The organism is Ruegeria lacuscaerulensis, assembly GCF_013034685.1.
Classification (GTDB): domain Bacteria; phylum Pseudomonadota; class Alphaproteobacteria; order Rhodobacterales; family Rhodobacteraceae; genus Ruegeria; species Ruegeria lacuscaerulensis_B.
Window position 1 is genome coordinate 123,873 of the sequence record NZ_WQGO01000003.1, and the last position, 14,746, is coordinate 138,618.

Here is a 14,746-nt window from a genome sequence, read left to right on the forward strand (position 1 = left end):
GCACCGAACGGCGCTTGACGCCATCTGACGCATCGCTTAAACCGACCTCCGCTGAGCGGGCGTCGTATACTGGCTATTACCTCAGCCTTCCAAGCTGATGAAGCGGGTTCGATTCCCGCCGCCCGCTCCAAATCAGCCCTTACATTCTGCGTCAAAAGGCCCGTTTGAGGCTGCATTTCTGTCGTGCAGCTTGACCCCACCTGCACTGACCGCCAAGAAGCGCATTAGTAAGTTTGAACACGACGTAGGGCCCAGTCATGGCAAGAAACGCCTCAGCCAGTCCATCCGCAAAAGCTGCGCCCGGCGCTAGCGGAGAGCGCGCGCGATCCCGGAAAATAGGCGTTCTGGCCTCTCTTTGGCCCTTCATGAAGCCGTACCGCCTGTTGATGATCGGGGCGACGCTGGCATTGATCCTCACGGCCAGTATGACGCTGACCCTGCCACTGGCCGTGCGCCGAGTGGTCGACAATTTCCGCATCGAAGATGGCGAGCTGCTGGATTGGTATTTTCTGGCCGCGCTGGGCATTGCTGGAATTTTGGCCATCGGTACAGGCATCCGCTATGCGCTGGTGACGCGGCTGGGTGAGCGCGTGGTGGCCGATATTCGCAAGGCCGTCTTCGATCGCGTCATCGGGATGAGCCCCGAATTCTACGAACGGATTATGACCGGAGAAGTTCTAAGCCGGATCACCACAGACACCACGTTGATCCAGTCGGTGCTGGGTTCGTCCGTGTCGATTGCGCTGCGCAACATGTTGATGTTTGTCGGCGGATTGGTGCTGATGTTGCTGACCTCGGCCAAGCTGACAGCGATGGTCCTTCTGCTGATCCCGCTGGTCGTAGTACCGATTCTGGTTCTGGGTCGCCGTCTGCGGGTCATCAGTCGCGAAAATCAGGACTGGATCGCCGCCTCATCCGGCAATGCAGGCGAGGCACTGAGTGCGGTTCAGACCGTTCAGGCGTTTACCCACGAACAGGCAAGCCGCGCTCAGTTCGGTGAGATGACAGAAACTTCGTACGAAGTTTCTCTGCGCCGAATCCAGACTCGTGCGGTGCTGACGGTGATCGTGATTTTTCTGGTCTTCTCCGGCATCGTGGGCGTTTTGTGGATGGGGGCGAATGACGTCCGTAATGGCGTGATGACCGAGGGCGTTTTAATCCAGTTCGTGATCTATTCAATCATCATGGCAGGCTCGGTCGCGGCCCTGTCCGAGATCTGGAGCGAACTTCAGCGCGCCGCGGGGGCGACCGAACGCCTGGTTGAATTGCTGAATGCACAAGACACGGTGAACGATCCAACGGCGGCCAAAGCGCTGCCTACACCCGTGCGTGGCGAAATCAGGTTTGAAAACGTAACCTTCCGTTATCCTGCGCGCCCCGATGTTGTTGCGCTGGACCAGATGTCGTTGACCGTAAGTCCTGGCGAAACAGTTGCCTTTGTCGGTCCTTCTGGAGCAGGCAAAACGACTGTCATTCAGATGATCCAGCGGTTTTATGACCCAGACGCTGGTGGCGTTAGTCTGGACGGTGTCGACCTGCGCAACCTGCACCGGGCTGAATTCCGCCGCCACATGGCGCTGGTGCCGCAGGACCCGACGATCTTTGCCGCATCGGCCCGCGAGAACATTCGCTTTGGTCGTCTGGACGCAACAGATGCCGAGGTCGAGGCCGCTGCCCGGGCCGCTGCTGCGCATGATTTCATCTCGGCGTTGCCAGAAGGCTATGACAGTTTTGTCGGCGAGCGCGGGGTGATGCTGTCGGGCGGTCAGAAACAGCGCATCGCCATCGCGCGCGCCATCCTGCGCGATGCACCGGTTCTGCTGCTGGACGAGGCGACCTCGGCGCTGGATGCAGAAAGTGAGCGCGCGGTGCAGGGGGCCGTGGATCAGATGCGCGCCGGACGAACCACTCTGATCGTGGCGCACCGTCTGGCCACCGTCAAAAAGGCCGACCGTATCGTGGTGATGGAGGCAGGCCAAATTGTGGCACAGGGCACCCACGACGACCTGGTAGCACAAGATGGGCTATATGCACGTCTGGCGCGACTTCAGTTCACAGACGGGGTCGCGGCTGAATAGGCTGACGCGAGGGAAAGGCCTAACCGCCGCAGCGTCATTTTGTTTTTCTGACTCTGTGCCGCTAAGCCCTTGCTTGAACCAGCGCGGTTTTGCACCCATCCTACTGTGGAATAATCCGCGCGAAGCGTGCGGCACAATAGGGAGGAGACGCATGGCCTTTGAGGGGATCGACGACAAGGTAAAACTTGAACAAGAAATGCCGTGGGAGGATCGGGATATCCCGGTCACGTTCCACCAGATGCTGTCTCGTACAGCGGCCCGGTATCCGAATAGCAGCGCGGTTAGTTTCCAACTGTTTTCCGGCCCTACGGACAAGGCCGAGACGCTGACATGGTCGGGTTTGCTGGGCAAGGTCAATCAGGCCGCCAACCTGTTTCGGTCGCTGGGCGTCGGGGAAAAGGATGTGGTCGCTTATATCCTGCCCAACTGCAACGAAACGCTGATCACCATGATGGGTGGCGCAGTTGCGGGGATCGTCAACCCGATCAATCCGCTGCTGGAGCCTGAACAGATTGCGGCCATTTTACGGGAAACCGGTGCCAAGGTGGTTGTGACGCTCAAGTCCTTCCCCAAGACCGATGTGGCGCAAAAAGTGGAAGAGGCCGTGCGCCATGCACCCAAGGTCAACACCATCCTTGAGATTGACCTGAATCGCTATCTGACGCCGCCCAAGTCATGGATCGTTCCTTTCCTGCGTCCCAAAATGGGCGACAAGGAACATCTGGCTCACGCGGATTACAAAAGCTTCAACGCCGAACTGGCCAAGCAACCAACCACGCTGACATTCGAAGACAGCAAGGAAGACCGCGTTGCCTGCTATTTCCATACCGGCGGCACAACGGGCATGCCCAAAGTGGCGCAGCACAAGTACTCGGGCCTGATCTATAACGGTTGGCTGGGCGACACGCTGCTGTTCTCGGAAGAGGACGTGGTCATGTGCCCGCTGCCGATGTTCCATGTATTTGCAGTGCATGTGATCATGATGGCAGCCGTATCTTCGGGCGCGCATGTGATCTTCCCAACGCCGCAGGGCTATCGTGGTGATGGTGTCTTTGACAATTTCTGGAAGCTGATCGAACGCTGGAAAGTGACGTTCATCATCACCGTGCCTACCGCGATTGCCGCCAAGATGCAGCGCCCGGTGGATGCCGATATCTCAACCGTCAAAACCGCGTTCTCGGGCTCAGCCCCCTTGCCTGTGGAGCTGTTCCGTCGATTTGAAGAGGCCACAGGTGTCACCATTGTCGAAGGGTACGGCCTGACCGAAGCGACATGCCTTGTGTCTTGCAACCCGGTGGATGGTGAGAAAAAGATCGGCTCGATCGGGATTCCGTTCCCCTATACGGACGTCAAAATATTGACCGACGGACCGGATGGACCAGTGGAATCTGCGGCCAACGAAATCGGTGAAATCTGCGTTTCCAATCCCGGCGTTTATGCGGGCAATACCTATACCGAGGCGGAAAAGAACGTCGACCTCTACCACTTTGACTCATATCTGCGCACGGGCGATCTGGGGCGGTTCGATGAGGATGGCTATCTGTGGATCACCGGACGTGCCAAGGATCTGATCATCCGGGGTGGACACAACATCGATCCCGCTGAAATTGAAGAGGCCCTTCTGGGCCACGACGCGGTCGCCTTCGCTGGGGCCATCGGTCAGCCCGATGCCTACGCAGGCGAGGTGCCTTGCGCCTTTGTCGAGCTGGTTGACGGTGCCTCGGTCACCGAGCAGGAGTTGATGGAATACTGCGACGTTCACGTCCACGAACGTGCCGCGCAGCCCAAGCATATGACCATTCTCGATGAATTGCCGAAAACCGCGGTGGGCAAAGTGTTCAAGCCAGAACTGCGGAAACAGGCGATCACCCGCATCTACAATGGCGCGCTGGAAAAGGCGGGCGTGGATGCGCGGGTCGTCTCGGTGCTCGATGATAAAAAGCGTGGGCTTGTTGCACAGCTTGACGCGAACGGCTCCTCAGAGGACGATGTCAGCAAAGTGCTGGGCGCATTCACCCGGCCATGGGAATGGGCTGCCTGATCGCGGAGGGGACATGGATTATGAACGCCTGATTGATGAAGAAACTTGGGCGTTCATAAGCAGGACCGCCGAAAGCTATCCCGATGATGCGGTCGATCTTTCGATCCAGGATCAGCGCGGGGTCTATGACGCGATGTGTCGTGACTTTCGGCAGCCGCGCCCGATGGGGGTCGAGGCTGAGGACAAGCACGCCGACGGCGTGCTTGTTCGCGTCTATACTGCCGGTGATCCGACGCGGACGGTGGTTTATCTGCATGGCGGTGGTTTTGTTGTCGGTGGGCTGGACAGCCATGACGACGTTTGCGCCGAGATTTGTGCGCAGACGGGATATCGGGTGGTGGCGGTAGACTATCGCCTTTGCCCTGAACATGTGCACCCCGCGCAGTTTCAGGACGCATGGACGGCAGTGAACTGGGCCGCGAAGGAATATGGCAACGCGCTGGTATTGGCGGGGGACAGTGCAGGAGGCAATCTGGCTGCTGCCGTCACCCATCATGCACGGCGTCGGTTGGATACGATTTTGGGGCAGGTTCTGATCTATCCCGGTTTGGGTGGTGATCGGACCAAGGGATCGTACCTGGAACATGCCCACGCGCCGCTTTTGACGCTGGATGATATCGTTTTCTACGAAAAGGTGCGGTGCAGCGGAGAACCTCCTCAGAGCGATCCGACTTACGCGCCGTTGCAGGACAGCGATTTCTCGAACCTGCCTCCGACCGTGGTTGTGACTGCTGATTGCGACCCGCTGCGCGATGACGGGCCCGACTATTGCGCCCAGATCACGCAGGCCGGAGGGCTTGCCCATTGCATCAACGAACCAGGCCTTGTGCATGGCTATCTGCGGGCGCGCACCTCGGTTAAACGCGCCGCAGACAGTTTTGAGCGGATATCCGTCGCTATTGAGGCATTGGGCCAACAGATCTGGCCCTACGACTGATTACTTCAAGAACGGCTTGGCTTTCATCGTCTCGGCGATTGGTGCGCCCATCCGGTTCAGGATCGTGGGTGCCAGTTGCAACTGGTCGATCACCGTATCAACCTCGGGGCCTTTGGCATCGCCGAAATAATACAGTGCTGTTTCCTGTTGCAGTGGTCCGCGCCCGCCGTGATGACCTCGTTCATCCTGCCCGTGGTCGGCGGTGACGATCACTTCATAGCCCAACTGCCGCCAGCGGGGGATGAATGGAGCCAGCATCTCGTCTGCGACGAAACAAGCGTGGTCCATTTCCTCGCAATCATGGAAGAACCGGTGCCCCATGCTGTCCAGGGTACAGGCGTGTAGAATGCCGTAATCCAGTCCGAAGCGCAGGCACAGGTTGGTCAGGGTGGCATATAGATCGACATCGGACGGCGTCATCTGGTTCGCCTTGCCGTAGCCGGTCATTGTGTGGAACCGACCGTGATTGATTGTGGTGCTGTCCGGCTCGTCATATTCCACGTCCCGCACATAGTCGAAGGGATGGCGGTTGAAGAACTGCGACCAATAGCTGTGGGTGACAGCTCCGGTTACGCCTCCGGCCTCGCGAACCTGGCTGAACACGTCTTTGTGGCTCAAGCGAAAGACATTGCCGTTACCGGTGCAGCCATGTTCCTGTGGTGTCACCCCGGTGTGGATCGAGGCATAGCAACTGGCCGAGGTCGATGGCAGCACCGAGCGCAGCTTCCATACGCGCGCCTCGCCGCTGTCGACCCAGCCTTCAAGGTTGCCGAACAGACGGCGGAAATTGCGCCAGGGAACACCGTCGAGGATGATGAGAAGAAGTTTGCGGTCCATGGTTCGGCCTTTTCATGGGATCTTTCGGCGACCCTACGAGATTCGCAGGGCAGGGGCAGCTTGTTCACGCCCCAAATAGCAAAATCCCGACACCTGTTTATGACAAGCGCCGGGATTTTTTGATTGTTTTGCGCGGGATCAGTTCCCGGCGCTTTCCATCTTGCGGTGGGCGACCACCTCTTCCAGCCAGCCCAGATGCATTTCGGGCACCGAGCTGAGCAGAAGGTCGGTGTAGTCGTCGAACGGTGGGCTCAGCACTTGTGATTTCGGGCCGTAGCGGACCACGCGACCCTGATACATCACCGCGATACTGTCGCTGATCGCACGGACTGTCGCCAGATCGTGGGTAATGAACAGATAGGCCACGTCCTCGATCTTTTGCAGGTCCAGAAGCAGTTTCAAGATGCCGTCCGCCACCAGCGGGTCCAGTGCCGAGGTGACCTCGTCGCAGATGATCATCTTGGGCTTGGCCGCCAGTGACCGCGCGATGCAGACACGCTGTTTCTGCCCACCAGACAGTTCTGCTGGATAGCGGTCGATGAACTTCTCGCCCAGCTCAATTTCATCCAGCAGTTCCACGATCCGCTTGCGTTTTTCCGCACCGCGCATATTGAAGTAGAACTCCAGCGGCCGGCCGATGATGGTGCCCACGGTTTGACGCGGGTTCATCGCAACGTCGGCCATCTGGTAGATCATCTGCAACTCGCGCAGGTCCTCGCGGGTGCGTCCCTTGAGGTCGGGCGACAACTTACGCCCGTTGAACGTGATCTCACCTTCACGAGGAGGCAGCAAGCCAGTAATCACCCGCGCCAACGTGGACTTGCCCGAGCCGGATTCGCCCACAACTGCCAGTGTCTGCCCAGGATGGAGGTCAACATTGACGTTGTGCAGCACGTCGAAATTCAGCCCCTTGTAGCGCGCAGTGATGCCGGCAATGCTCAGCACCGGTTCCGCTGTGGGCTGTTTCTCCTCATGCTCGATGGACCGGACCGAGACAAGCGCCTTGGTATAGTCTTCCTGCGGGTTGTTGATGATCTGGTCGGTATTGCCGTATTCGACCGTGTTGCCCATGCGCAAAACCATGATGTCATCGCTCACCTGCGCAACGACGGCAAGGTCATGGGTGATATAGAGCGCGGCAACGCCGGTATCCGCGATGGCTTCCTTGATGGCCATCAGAACGTCGATCTGCGTGGTCACATCCAGCGCCGTGGTGGGTTCGTCGAACACCACCAGATCAGGCTCGGGGCACAGGGCCAGTGCCGTCATGCAACGCTGCAACTGCCCGCCCGAGACCTGGTGCGGGTAGCGGTTACCAATATTGTCCGGGTCCGGCAGACCCAACTTGGCGAACAGCTCTCGCGCGCGGGCTTCGGCCTCTTTCCGGCTGAACTTTTTCTGCTCAACTGCGGCTTCAACCACCTGATCCATGATCTTCTTGGCTGGGTTGAAGGACGCCGCGGCGGATTGGGACACATATGTGACCTCACCCCCGCGCAACTTGCGGATATCGCCGTGCGACGACTTGAGGATATCACGCCCGTTAACCCAGACCTCACCCCCGGTGATCTTCACGCCACCCCGGCCATAGGCCATCGAAGCCAGACCAATGGTTGACTTGCCGGCCCCGGATTCACCGATCAACCCCAGCACCTTGCCGCGTTCGAGGTCGAAATCGACCCCGTGCACGATTTCGATGTCATGGGGCTTTTCGCCCGGCGGATAGACTGTCGCGCCAATCTTGAGGCCACGGACTTTGAGAAGCGGTTCACTCATCCCCGGCCTCCTTTCAGCGATGTGGTACGGTTCAGGACCCAGTCAGCCACAAGGTTGACCGAGATTGCCAGCGTTGCGATGGCCACAGCGGGATAAAGCGCCGCGCCGATGCCATAGACGATGCCGTCTTTGTTTTCCTTCACGATCCCGCCCCAGTCGGCCAGCGGCGGCTGAACGCCAAGGCCAAGGAAGGACAGGGTCGAGATGAACAGAACCATGAAGATGAACCGCAGCCCGAACTCGGCCACCAGTGGCGACAGCGCGTTGGGCAGGATCTCGCGGAAGATGACCCAAGCGCGTCCTTCTCCGCGCAGCTTGGCGGCCTCGACATAATCCATGACGTTGATGTCCACCGCGACCGAGCGTGACAGGCGGTAAGGGCGCGTTGCATCCAGCAGGCCCATCACCAGGATCAGGATCGGAACGGTTACGGGCACGATGGCCAGAATGACCAGCGCCAGGATCAGCGTCGGGATCGACATGATCAGGTCAACCGTCCGGCTGAGAACCTGATCCGCCCAGCCACCCAGAACCGCAGCCAGCAGGCCCAGGGAGGTGCCGGTGAGAAAGCTGAGGATCGTTGCGGCCGCGGCGATAAAGATCGTCGTGCGCCCACCATAGATCATGCGGGTCAGCAGGTCGCGCCCGATATTGTCGGTACCCAGCAGATGCGCGGAGCTTGAAGGCTCCCAAACATCGCCGACGACCTCGGCCATGCCATAGGGGGCGATCAGCGGGGCGGCGAAGGCGACGAAGAAATACAGGCCCGTAAAAAACAGACCGATCATCGCCGAAATAGGGATATTCTTCATCATTTCGGGTGCCTCAGTCTTGGGTTGGCAAGGATCGAGACGATGTCAGCCACCATATTCAGCCCGATATAGACGGCGGCAAAGACAACGCCGCAGGCCAGAACAACAGGCACGTCACGTTTTGTCACCGAGTCGACCAGATACTGGCCCATGCCGGGATAAACGAACACCACCTCAACCACGACGACGCCCACGACCAGATAGGCCAGGTTCAGCATCACGACGTTGACGATGGGTGAAATTGCATTGGGAAACGCATGCCTCGCAATGACCTGAAAGTTCGACAGGCCCTTCAACTCGGCCGTTTCGATATAGGCCGATTGCATCAGGTTCAGGATCGCGGCGCGGGTCATGCGCATCATCTGCGCCAGAACCACCAGTGTCAGCACGAAGGCCGGCAGGGCGATGGCGTTCAGTTTTTGACCGAATGACATCGACTCGTTAATCATCGCCAGCGATGAGAACCATCCCAGTTTCACCGAGACGAAGTAGATCACCACGTAGCCGATCAGGAATTCCGGTATCGAAACCGTGGTCAGGGTGATCGCAGAAATCAGTTTATCCGGCCAGCGATTGCGGAACCGGACGGCCAGAAGACCCAAAAAGATCGCAAGCGGAACCGACACGACTGCGGCGGCACAGGCCAAAAACAGGGTATTGCCCAAACGTTTGCCGATGCTTTCAGCGATATCCAGCTTGTTGGTCAGTGATTGTCCCAGATCGCCCTGTAAAATACCCCCCAGCCACTCGAAATAACGGGTCAGGGCAGGGCGGTTGAGGCCCATTTCCTCGCGCAGGTTTGCCAGAGATTCAGGGGTTGCGGACTGCCCCAGGACGGCTTGCGCGGCGTCTCCGGGAAGGGCTTCGGTCAGGCCAAAAATCAGGGCCGAAGCGCCGAGCAGCAAGAGTATTCCCAGCGCAATGCGCTGGGAAACCAATTTGACAATAGGATGCATGATCCGTGGTCCCTATCAGGCGAACCACATCTTGCGGGACATGTTGCCATTCATCATCTCTTGGGTGGGATCGCTTTCCCAGCCGGCCAGCTGATTGCTGACACCTTCGATGAAGTCATTGAACATCGGGCAGATCAGGCCGCCTTCGTCGCGGATCATTTGGCCCATCTGGCTGTAGATGTTCTTACGCTTGTCGTTGTCCAGTTCGGCACGTGCCTGGAATAGCATCTCATCAAAGGCCGGAACCTTGAAGCGCGTGTCGTTCCAGTCTGCAGTTGACAGATACGCGGTCGAGTACATCTGATCCTGTACCGGGCGGCCGCCCCAGTAGGACGCGCAGAAGGGCTGCACATTCCAGACTTCGGACCAGTAGCCATCATTGGGTTCACGCTTGATTTCCAGCGGGATACCAGCTTGCGCAGCAGTTTGCTGGAACAGCGCAGCAGCATCCACAGCCCCCGGGAAGGCACCGTCAGCCACACGAAGGATGATGGGCGAACCATCGTGGCCGGATTTCTTGTAGTGTTCAGCTGCCTTTTCAAGGCTGAACTCCCTCTGAGGGATAGAGCCATCGAACAACGGATAAGCTGCGTTGATGGGCATGTCGTTGCCAATGGTGCCATAGCCGCGAAGAACCTTGTCGACCAGCTCTTGACGGTTGATCGCATGCTTAAGTGCCAGACGCAGTTCGTTCTGGTCGAATGGTGCGGTGTCGCAATGCATGATGAACACGTAGTGTCCGCGACCGGCAGTCGAATGCACGGTCAGGTTGGGCGCGCGGCCCAACAGATCGGCAACCTTCGGTTCGACACGGTTGATCGCGTGGACCTGACCTGATTGCAGCGCAGCAGTACGGGCAGTTGCGTCGTTGATTACGATCACCTCGACGCTGTCGAAATTACCGAAATCCGGGTTCCAGTGGTTTTCAAACTTCGTGTAGAGGTGACGTACGCCCGGCTCGTCGACTTCGACTTTGTAGGGCCCGGTACCGATGCCTGCGCCAGGGTTGTCCATGCCTCCGTCCGGCTGAATGATCAGGTGATAATCAGCCATCAGATACGGCAGGTCGGCGTTGCCCTCACTCAGGGTGACCTGGAAATTGTCGCCATCGGCCTTCATCGATTCGATGCCCTTCATGATGCCAAGGGCACCAGATTTCGAATCTTCATTGGAGTGACGTTGCATGGTTTTCAGCACGTCTTCGCTGGTCATGGTCTTGCCATTGTGGAACTCAACACCTTGACGCAGCTTGAAGGTCCAGACCTTGGCGTCTGCGCTACCTTCGACGCTTTCGGCCAGGCGAGGTTCGATCGAGCCATCTGGTGCAACTTCGACCAGTTGGTCGCCAAATTGCTTGCCGTTTTGGAACGGAACCGAGCTGGCATAGGTGGCCGGGTCTAGCGAGTTAGTGGATTCGCCGCCTTGCAGGCCAAACTTCAGATCGCCGCCCTTTTTCGGGCCCGCCGCGCGCGCCGCGTCGGCAAAAATGGTGCTGGCCATCGCTGCCGAAACACCCAGAGCCGCCGCTTTCCCCATGAATTCGCGGCGGGTCAGTTTGCCCGAAGTGACCTGTTTGGTCATGTGAGTGAGTTGTTCGTTCATTATGGTCTCCCAGTTGATTGGATTTTACCCTTGAGGGCTTTTTATTGACGCATGAGTCAAAATAGGCGGAATTCGTCCTGACGGGCAAGGGTTAATCTTGGCCCCGGCAGGTGCCGCGTCACATGTGATTGCGCGGAATTTCATCCTCCAGCTCTTTCGAAAAGATCAGGTCTTGCCCTTCATAGGCCTTCAGCTCGGCACGGAGGTAGAAGTTTTCTGAGTCTGACCACATCGTACAGGATGTCTCTGTCCGCAGGAGGATGTCATCACGCTGCATTTCTTGCGTCCAAAGGCAATGGCCGCGTGCTGACAGTGGGTCGTCGGGATAGATCGACCACCGTTCCGTGGCCGTGCTGCCATGGGTCAGGCCGTGATGGTTGTCGGTGATCAGGCCGAAATCATCTTCGATGATCAGATGGGTTTCGCCGGTGTTCATGTCCACCTCGACCCGTCGCGCATTGTTGTCGGGACGTAAAGTGGTGACATCGCGCGGTGTTTCGGATTCGGGCGGTTGAAACACCCATTCATCAACGGTCGAGGGGCGGATGGGGATGTCAATCGTACCTTGAGTCAAATGCAACTCGGCGGCTTCGGGCGTGGGCCAAATCAAGGGCCAATAGGCGCTGGAGATCGCAACCCGCAACCGGTGCCCCTTGGGCACGCGGTACGCAATGTGATCCAAATCCAGCTTGACCTCATAGGTTTCACCGGGGGTCAACGGCGACGGCGTTGCGTGGCTATCTCGATGGGACAGGTTCAGCACCCCATAGGTAATGCGCGTCGAGGCACCGTCGGGGTGGATATGGTTCAGTCGCACCGCCAACTGGGCGTGTGGCCGGTCTGCGCTTATCCGTAGCCGCAGGCGGGGGGCACCCACGACATCCATATCGTCGGCCAGCGGGGCACTGTCGAAACAGGCGGACAGCGCGTCGTCCGCGCGTTGATCGCCGGGCATGTCGGGGCCCAGCCAGATCGCGCAGTATTCGCCGCTTTCCATCCCGCAAGTTTGTGGAGACCGGATGCGTGCGTCCAATGTGCCTGCGGTGCCAAGCCCGTTATCCGCCAAGTCCAGCGTCTGAATCGGCAGATGCGTGGTTGCGCCTTTGTCTTCGGTTATCCAGCGGCCGGGGCGCTCGGTGTACCAACGTTGCGGTCGCACCCCATCCATCAGATAGGCGCGATAGTCAGGGTCCTGATCCACGCCGGTATCCGCACCTCTCAGCCAGTGGTCCCACCACCGCAGCGCCTCTTGCAGGAACCCGATCCGGGGTTCGGGCACCGCGAAATGAGGGTATTTATGCACCCAGGGGCCGACGATGCCTTTGACCGGGGCGGCAAGCTGTTCGACCAGCAGAGGTACCGTATTTTTGTAGGCATCCCCCCAGCCACCAACGGCTAAGGTTGCCGCACGGATGGCGCTGAAATCTTCGCAAACCGATCCGTGCTGCCAATAGCTATCCCGCGTCTGATGGCGCAGCCAAACCGAGGGCAAGAAGGGTTCATTCTCAAGCCGTTCAAGCCATAGCTCGCGCCAGTTTGAGCGCAGCGCCGGGTCGGGCGCGCGCGAGGAATAGGACCACATGGTGGCCCCCCAGCCCAAGTTTTCGTTCAGCAGGCAACCGCCCTTATAGTGAATGTCATCCGCATATCGGTCGGCAGTCGAGCAGAGGGTAATTATCGCCTTCAGCGCCTCGGGCTGCATGGCGGCCACTTGCAACGAATTGAAACCGCCCCAGCTGATCCCCATCATTCCCACATGGCCGGTGCACCAAGGTTGTTCGGCCAGCCATTGGATGGTCGAAACCGCGTCGTCCAGCTCTTGCTGGGTGTATTCGTCCTCTATCAGCCCTTCACTGTCGCCATTGCCGCGCATGTCCACGCGGATGCAGGCATAGCCGCGCTTGGCAAACCACGGATGGGTCAGCGCATCGCGCGTCGCGGTGCTGTCGCGTTTGCGGTAGGGAAGGAATTCCAGAATGGCCGGGACCGGTGCATCATGGGCATCCACCGGACACCAGACCCGCGCCGAGAGGCGGCAGCCATCAGGCATTTGAATGCCAACATCGGGAAGGTCTTCGATCTCGCGCAGCGTGTTTGAAGGGCTGGTCATGGTCTGAGTGTCAGGGTCTTGGGTTTTGGGTGTGTCATGAAAATCGTCAATTCAATCGCGGATTGCGACAAGCAGGTCCATAACATTCGTCCCAGTCGGACCTGTCACCAACAGCGCTCTGGCCTTTTCCAGAAAGCTGCCGCTGTCGGCATCGCGCAGCGCCTGTTCCGCGTCATCGCCCCATGTGGTTCCGTCGACGATGCCCCCAGCGGCCTGTGTCGGGCCATCGGTGCCATCGGTACCGCCGACGATTACCGTCAGCCCCTTGGCCCCCGCGATCTCCTTGGCCAAAGCCAGCGCAAGCGCCTGATTGCGCCCACCGCGCCCGGGGGTTTCGGGCAGGACGACGGTCGGTTCGCCCCCTAACACCATCACGCCTGTCGGCATATCGCGCAGGCGAGGGCCAAGAGCTGTCGCAACCGCCTGATAGTCGTCATGCAGCGATTCTTCATTGGCGATGACACGCGCGCCCTCGGCCTCGGCCTGCCTGGCCGCCGCCGCGCGGGCATGGGCGTTGGAGGCCACGATCTGCGCCGTTGCTTCAAAATCGCGGGTCACGGGCAAGACGCCGATCCCCGAGCCGATCACATTCAGATCGTCGCCGGGCACGTCCGAGATCGCCAATACAGTCGCCTTGCGACCCGTGAAATGGGACAACAACCCGCCGCCCTTGATCCGCGAAAGCTTGCGGCGCTGGGCGTTCATCGCGGTGATGTCTAGCCCCTGCGACAGCAGTTGTTTGTTGAGCTGAGCCAGATCGTCCAGCGTTTTGCCCGGCACCAGATCCTCAGCCAATGAGGACGCACCGCCCGAGACCAGCAGCAGCAGATGCGCATCAGTCGACAGACCCTCGACCGTTTCGCGTAGCGCACGCCCGCCTTCCAGACTGCGCGCGTCGGGCACGGGGTGTGAGGCTTCGATGACCCGCACGTGATCGGGCAGGTCGCCTGCATGGTCATCCTTGGTTACGACCAGCGTCGGGACTGTGCCAAAATGCTCTAGCGCAGCAAGCGCCATCGACGCGGCAGGTTTGCCCACGGCTAGTATCTGATCAGGCTTTTCGATATCGCCCAGAACCGCCTGCGTCGCGGCATAGCCACCCACGGCCTCCACCCCGGCGTTCCAGATCCGCAGGGCTTTTTCTGTTCGCTCCATCAGCTTTCCATCCAAATCGTGACCGGCCCGTCATTGACCAGCTCAACAGCCATATCCGCGCCGAACTGACCGGATTCAACGGGGATGCCGTGATCGCTCAGTTGTTGCGCGAAGGTTTCATACAGGTGCTTTCCAAGCTCGGGCGGGGCAGCCTCGGAAAAGCCGGGCCGGTTCCCGCGCGACGTATCAGCGGCCAGCGTGAACTGGCTGATCACAAGGGCCGAGCCACCGATATCCAACAACGACCGGTTCATTTTACCCGCGTCATCCTTGAATATCCGCAGTTTCGAGATTTTGGCGGCAAGCTGGCCGGCCCGCGCCTCGTCATCGCCCTGCATGGCGCAAACCAGTATCATCATCCCTTGACCGCACTGCCCGATGACAGTGCCATCGACTGAAACGCTGGCATGACTGACCCGTTGTAGAACTGCGCGCAAAATTT

At 59.2% G+C, this 14,746-nt stretch carries 11 protein-coding genes and 1 tRNA gene; 4 read left to right on the forward strand and 8 right to left on the reverse strand.

Going from position 1 to position 14,746, the window contains the following annotated elements:
- Positions 1 to 55 precede the first annotated feature (55 nt).
- The 4 genes from GOV80_RS08275 to GOV80_RS08290 all read left to right on the forward strand — a co-directional run bounded on the left by GOV80_RS08275 (position 56) and on the right by GOV80_RS08290 (position 5,056).
- Positions 56 to 130: transfer RNA gene (locus tag GOV80_RS08275), tRNA-Gly, on the forward strand.
- Positions 131 to 257: 127 nt separating this feature from the next.
- Positions 258 to 2,078, forward strand: a complete 1,821-nt coding sequence (locus GOV80_RS08280) for an ABC transporter transmembrane domain-containing protein (protein ID WP_170783928.1) — start codon at positions 258 to 260, stop codon at positions 2,076 to 2,078.
- Between the two features lie 151 nt (positions 2,079 to 2,229).
- On the forward strand, positions 2,230 to 4,119 hold the full coding sequence (locus tag GOV80_RS08285; protein ID WP_170783930.1) for an acyl-CoA synthetase: 1,890 nt from the start codon (positions 2,230 to 2,232) through the stop codon (positions 4,117 to 4,119).
- Positions 4,120 to 4,132: 13 nt separating this feature from the next.
- Entirely contained in the window at positions 4,133 to 5,056 is a 924-nt protein-coding gene (locus tag GOV80_RS08290; RefSeq protein WP_170783932.1) for an alpha/beta hydrolase, read from the forward strand.
- On the opposite strand, the gene GOV80_RS08295 is transcribed toward GOV80_RS08290, so the two are convergent.
- The 8 genes from GOV80_RS08295 to dtd all read right to left on the reverse strand — a co-directional run bounded on the left by GOV80_RS08295 (position 5,057) and on the right by dtd (position 14,741).
- Positions 5,057 to 5,893 (reverse strand): alkaline phosphatase family protein, encoded by an 837-nt coding sequence (locus tag GOV80_RS08295; protein WP_170783934.1) that lies wholly within the window; start codon positions 5,891 to 5,893, stop codon positions 5,057 to 5,059.
- 138 nt (positions 5,894 to 6,031) lie between these two features.
- The gene (locus tag GOV80_RS08300; protein ID WP_170783936.1) at positions 6,032 to 7,669 is read right to left on the reverse strand and encodes an ABC transporter ATP-binding protein; all 1,638 of its coding nucleotides are present in this window, start codon (positions 7,667 to 7,669) and stop codon (positions 6,032 to 6,034) included.
- Positions 7,666 to 8,481 (reverse strand): ABC transporter permease, encoded by an 816-nt coding sequence (locus GOV80_RS08305; protein WP_170784664.1) that lies wholly within the window; start codon positions 8,479 to 8,481, stop codon positions 7,666 to 7,668. The genes GOV80_RS08300 and GOV80_RS08305 overlap by 4 nt, the downstream gene beginning before the upstream one ends.
- Entirely contained in the window at positions 8,481 to 9,437 is a 957-nt protein-coding gene (locus GOV80_RS08310) for an ABC transporter permease (protein ID WP_170769099.1), read from the reverse strand. The genes GOV80_RS08305 and GOV80_RS08310 overlap by 1 nt, the downstream gene beginning before the upstream one ends.
- A 15-nt stretch (positions 9,438 to 9,452) precedes the next feature.
- Positions 9,453 to 11,039, reverse strand: a complete 1,587-nt coding sequence (locus tag GOV80_RS08315) for an ABC transporter substrate-binding protein (protein ID WP_170769100.1) — start codon at positions 11,037 to 11,039, stop codon at positions 9,453 to 9,455.
- Between the two features lie 118 nt (positions 11,040 to 11,157).
- Positions 11,158 to 13,149 carry a CocE/NonD family hydrolase gene (locus GOV80_RS08320; RefSeq protein WP_170783938.1) on the reverse strand — a complete coding sequence of 664 codons (1,992 nt, stop codon included), beginning with the start codon at positions 13,147 to 13,149 and terminating at the stop codon, positions 11,158 to 11,160.
- 51 nt (positions 13,150 to 13,200) lie between these two features.
- On the reverse strand, positions 13,201 to 14,304 hold the full coding sequence (locus tag GOV80_RS08325) for a glycerate kinase type-2 family protein (protein ID WP_170783941.1): 1,104 nt from the start codon (positions 14,302 to 14,304) through the stop codon (positions 13,201 to 13,203).
- Positions 14,304 to 14,741 carry a D-aminoacyl-tRNA deacylase gene (gene dtd / locus GOV80_RS08330; protein WP_170783943.1) on the reverse strand — a complete coding sequence of 146 codons (438 nt, stop codon included), beginning with the start codon at positions 14,739 to 14,741 and terminating at the stop codon, positions 14,304 to 14,306. The genes GOV80_RS08325 and dtd overlap by 1 nt, the downstream gene beginning before the upstream one ends.
- Between the last annotated feature and the right edge of the window lie 5 nt (positions 14,742 to 14,746).

Excerpts from the sequence above, each read along its gene's own strand:
- GOV80_RS08280 (WP_170783928.1), top strand. The coding sequence starts at position 258 with ATGGCAAGAAACGCCTCAGCCAGTCCATCCGCAAAAGCTGCGCCCGGC.
- GOV80_RS08285 (WP_170783930.1), top strand. The coding sequence starts at position 2,230 with ATGGCCTTTGAGGGGATCGACGACAAGGTAAAACTTGAACAAGAAATG.
- GOV80_RS08290 (WP_170783932.1), top strand. The coding sequence starts at position 4,133 with ATGGATTATGAACGCCTGATTGATGAAGAAACTTGGGCGTTCATAAGC.
- GOV80_RS08295 (WP_170783934.1), bottom strand. The coding sequence starts at position 5,893 with ATGGACCGCAAACTTCTTCTCATCATCCTCGACGGTGTTCCCTGGCGC.
- GOV80_RS08300 (WP_170783936.1), bottom strand. The coding sequence starts at position 7,669 with ATGAGTGAACCGCTTCTCAAAGTCCGTGGCCTCAAGATTGGCGCGACA.
- GOV80_RS08305 (WP_170784664.1), bottom strand. The coding sequence starts at position 8,481 with ATGAAGAATATCCCTATTTCGGCGATGATCGGTCTGTTTTTTACGGGC.
- GOV80_RS08310 (WP_170769099.1), bottom strand. The coding sequence starts at position 9,437 with ATGCATCCTATTGTCAAATTGGTTTCCCAGCGCATTGCGCTGGGAATA.
- GOV80_RS08315 (WP_170769100.1), bottom strand. The coding sequence starts at position 11,039 with ATGAACGAACAACTCACTCACATGACCAAACAGGTCACTTCGGGCAAA.
- GOV80_RS08320 (WP_170783938.1), bottom strand. The coding sequence starts at position 13,149 with ATGACCAGCCCTTCAAACACGCTGCGCGAGATCGAAGACCTTCCCGAT.
- GOV80_RS08325 (WP_170783941.1), bottom strand. The coding sequence starts at position 14,304 with ATGGAGCGAACAGAAAAAGCCCTGCGGATCTGGAACGCCGGGGTGGAG.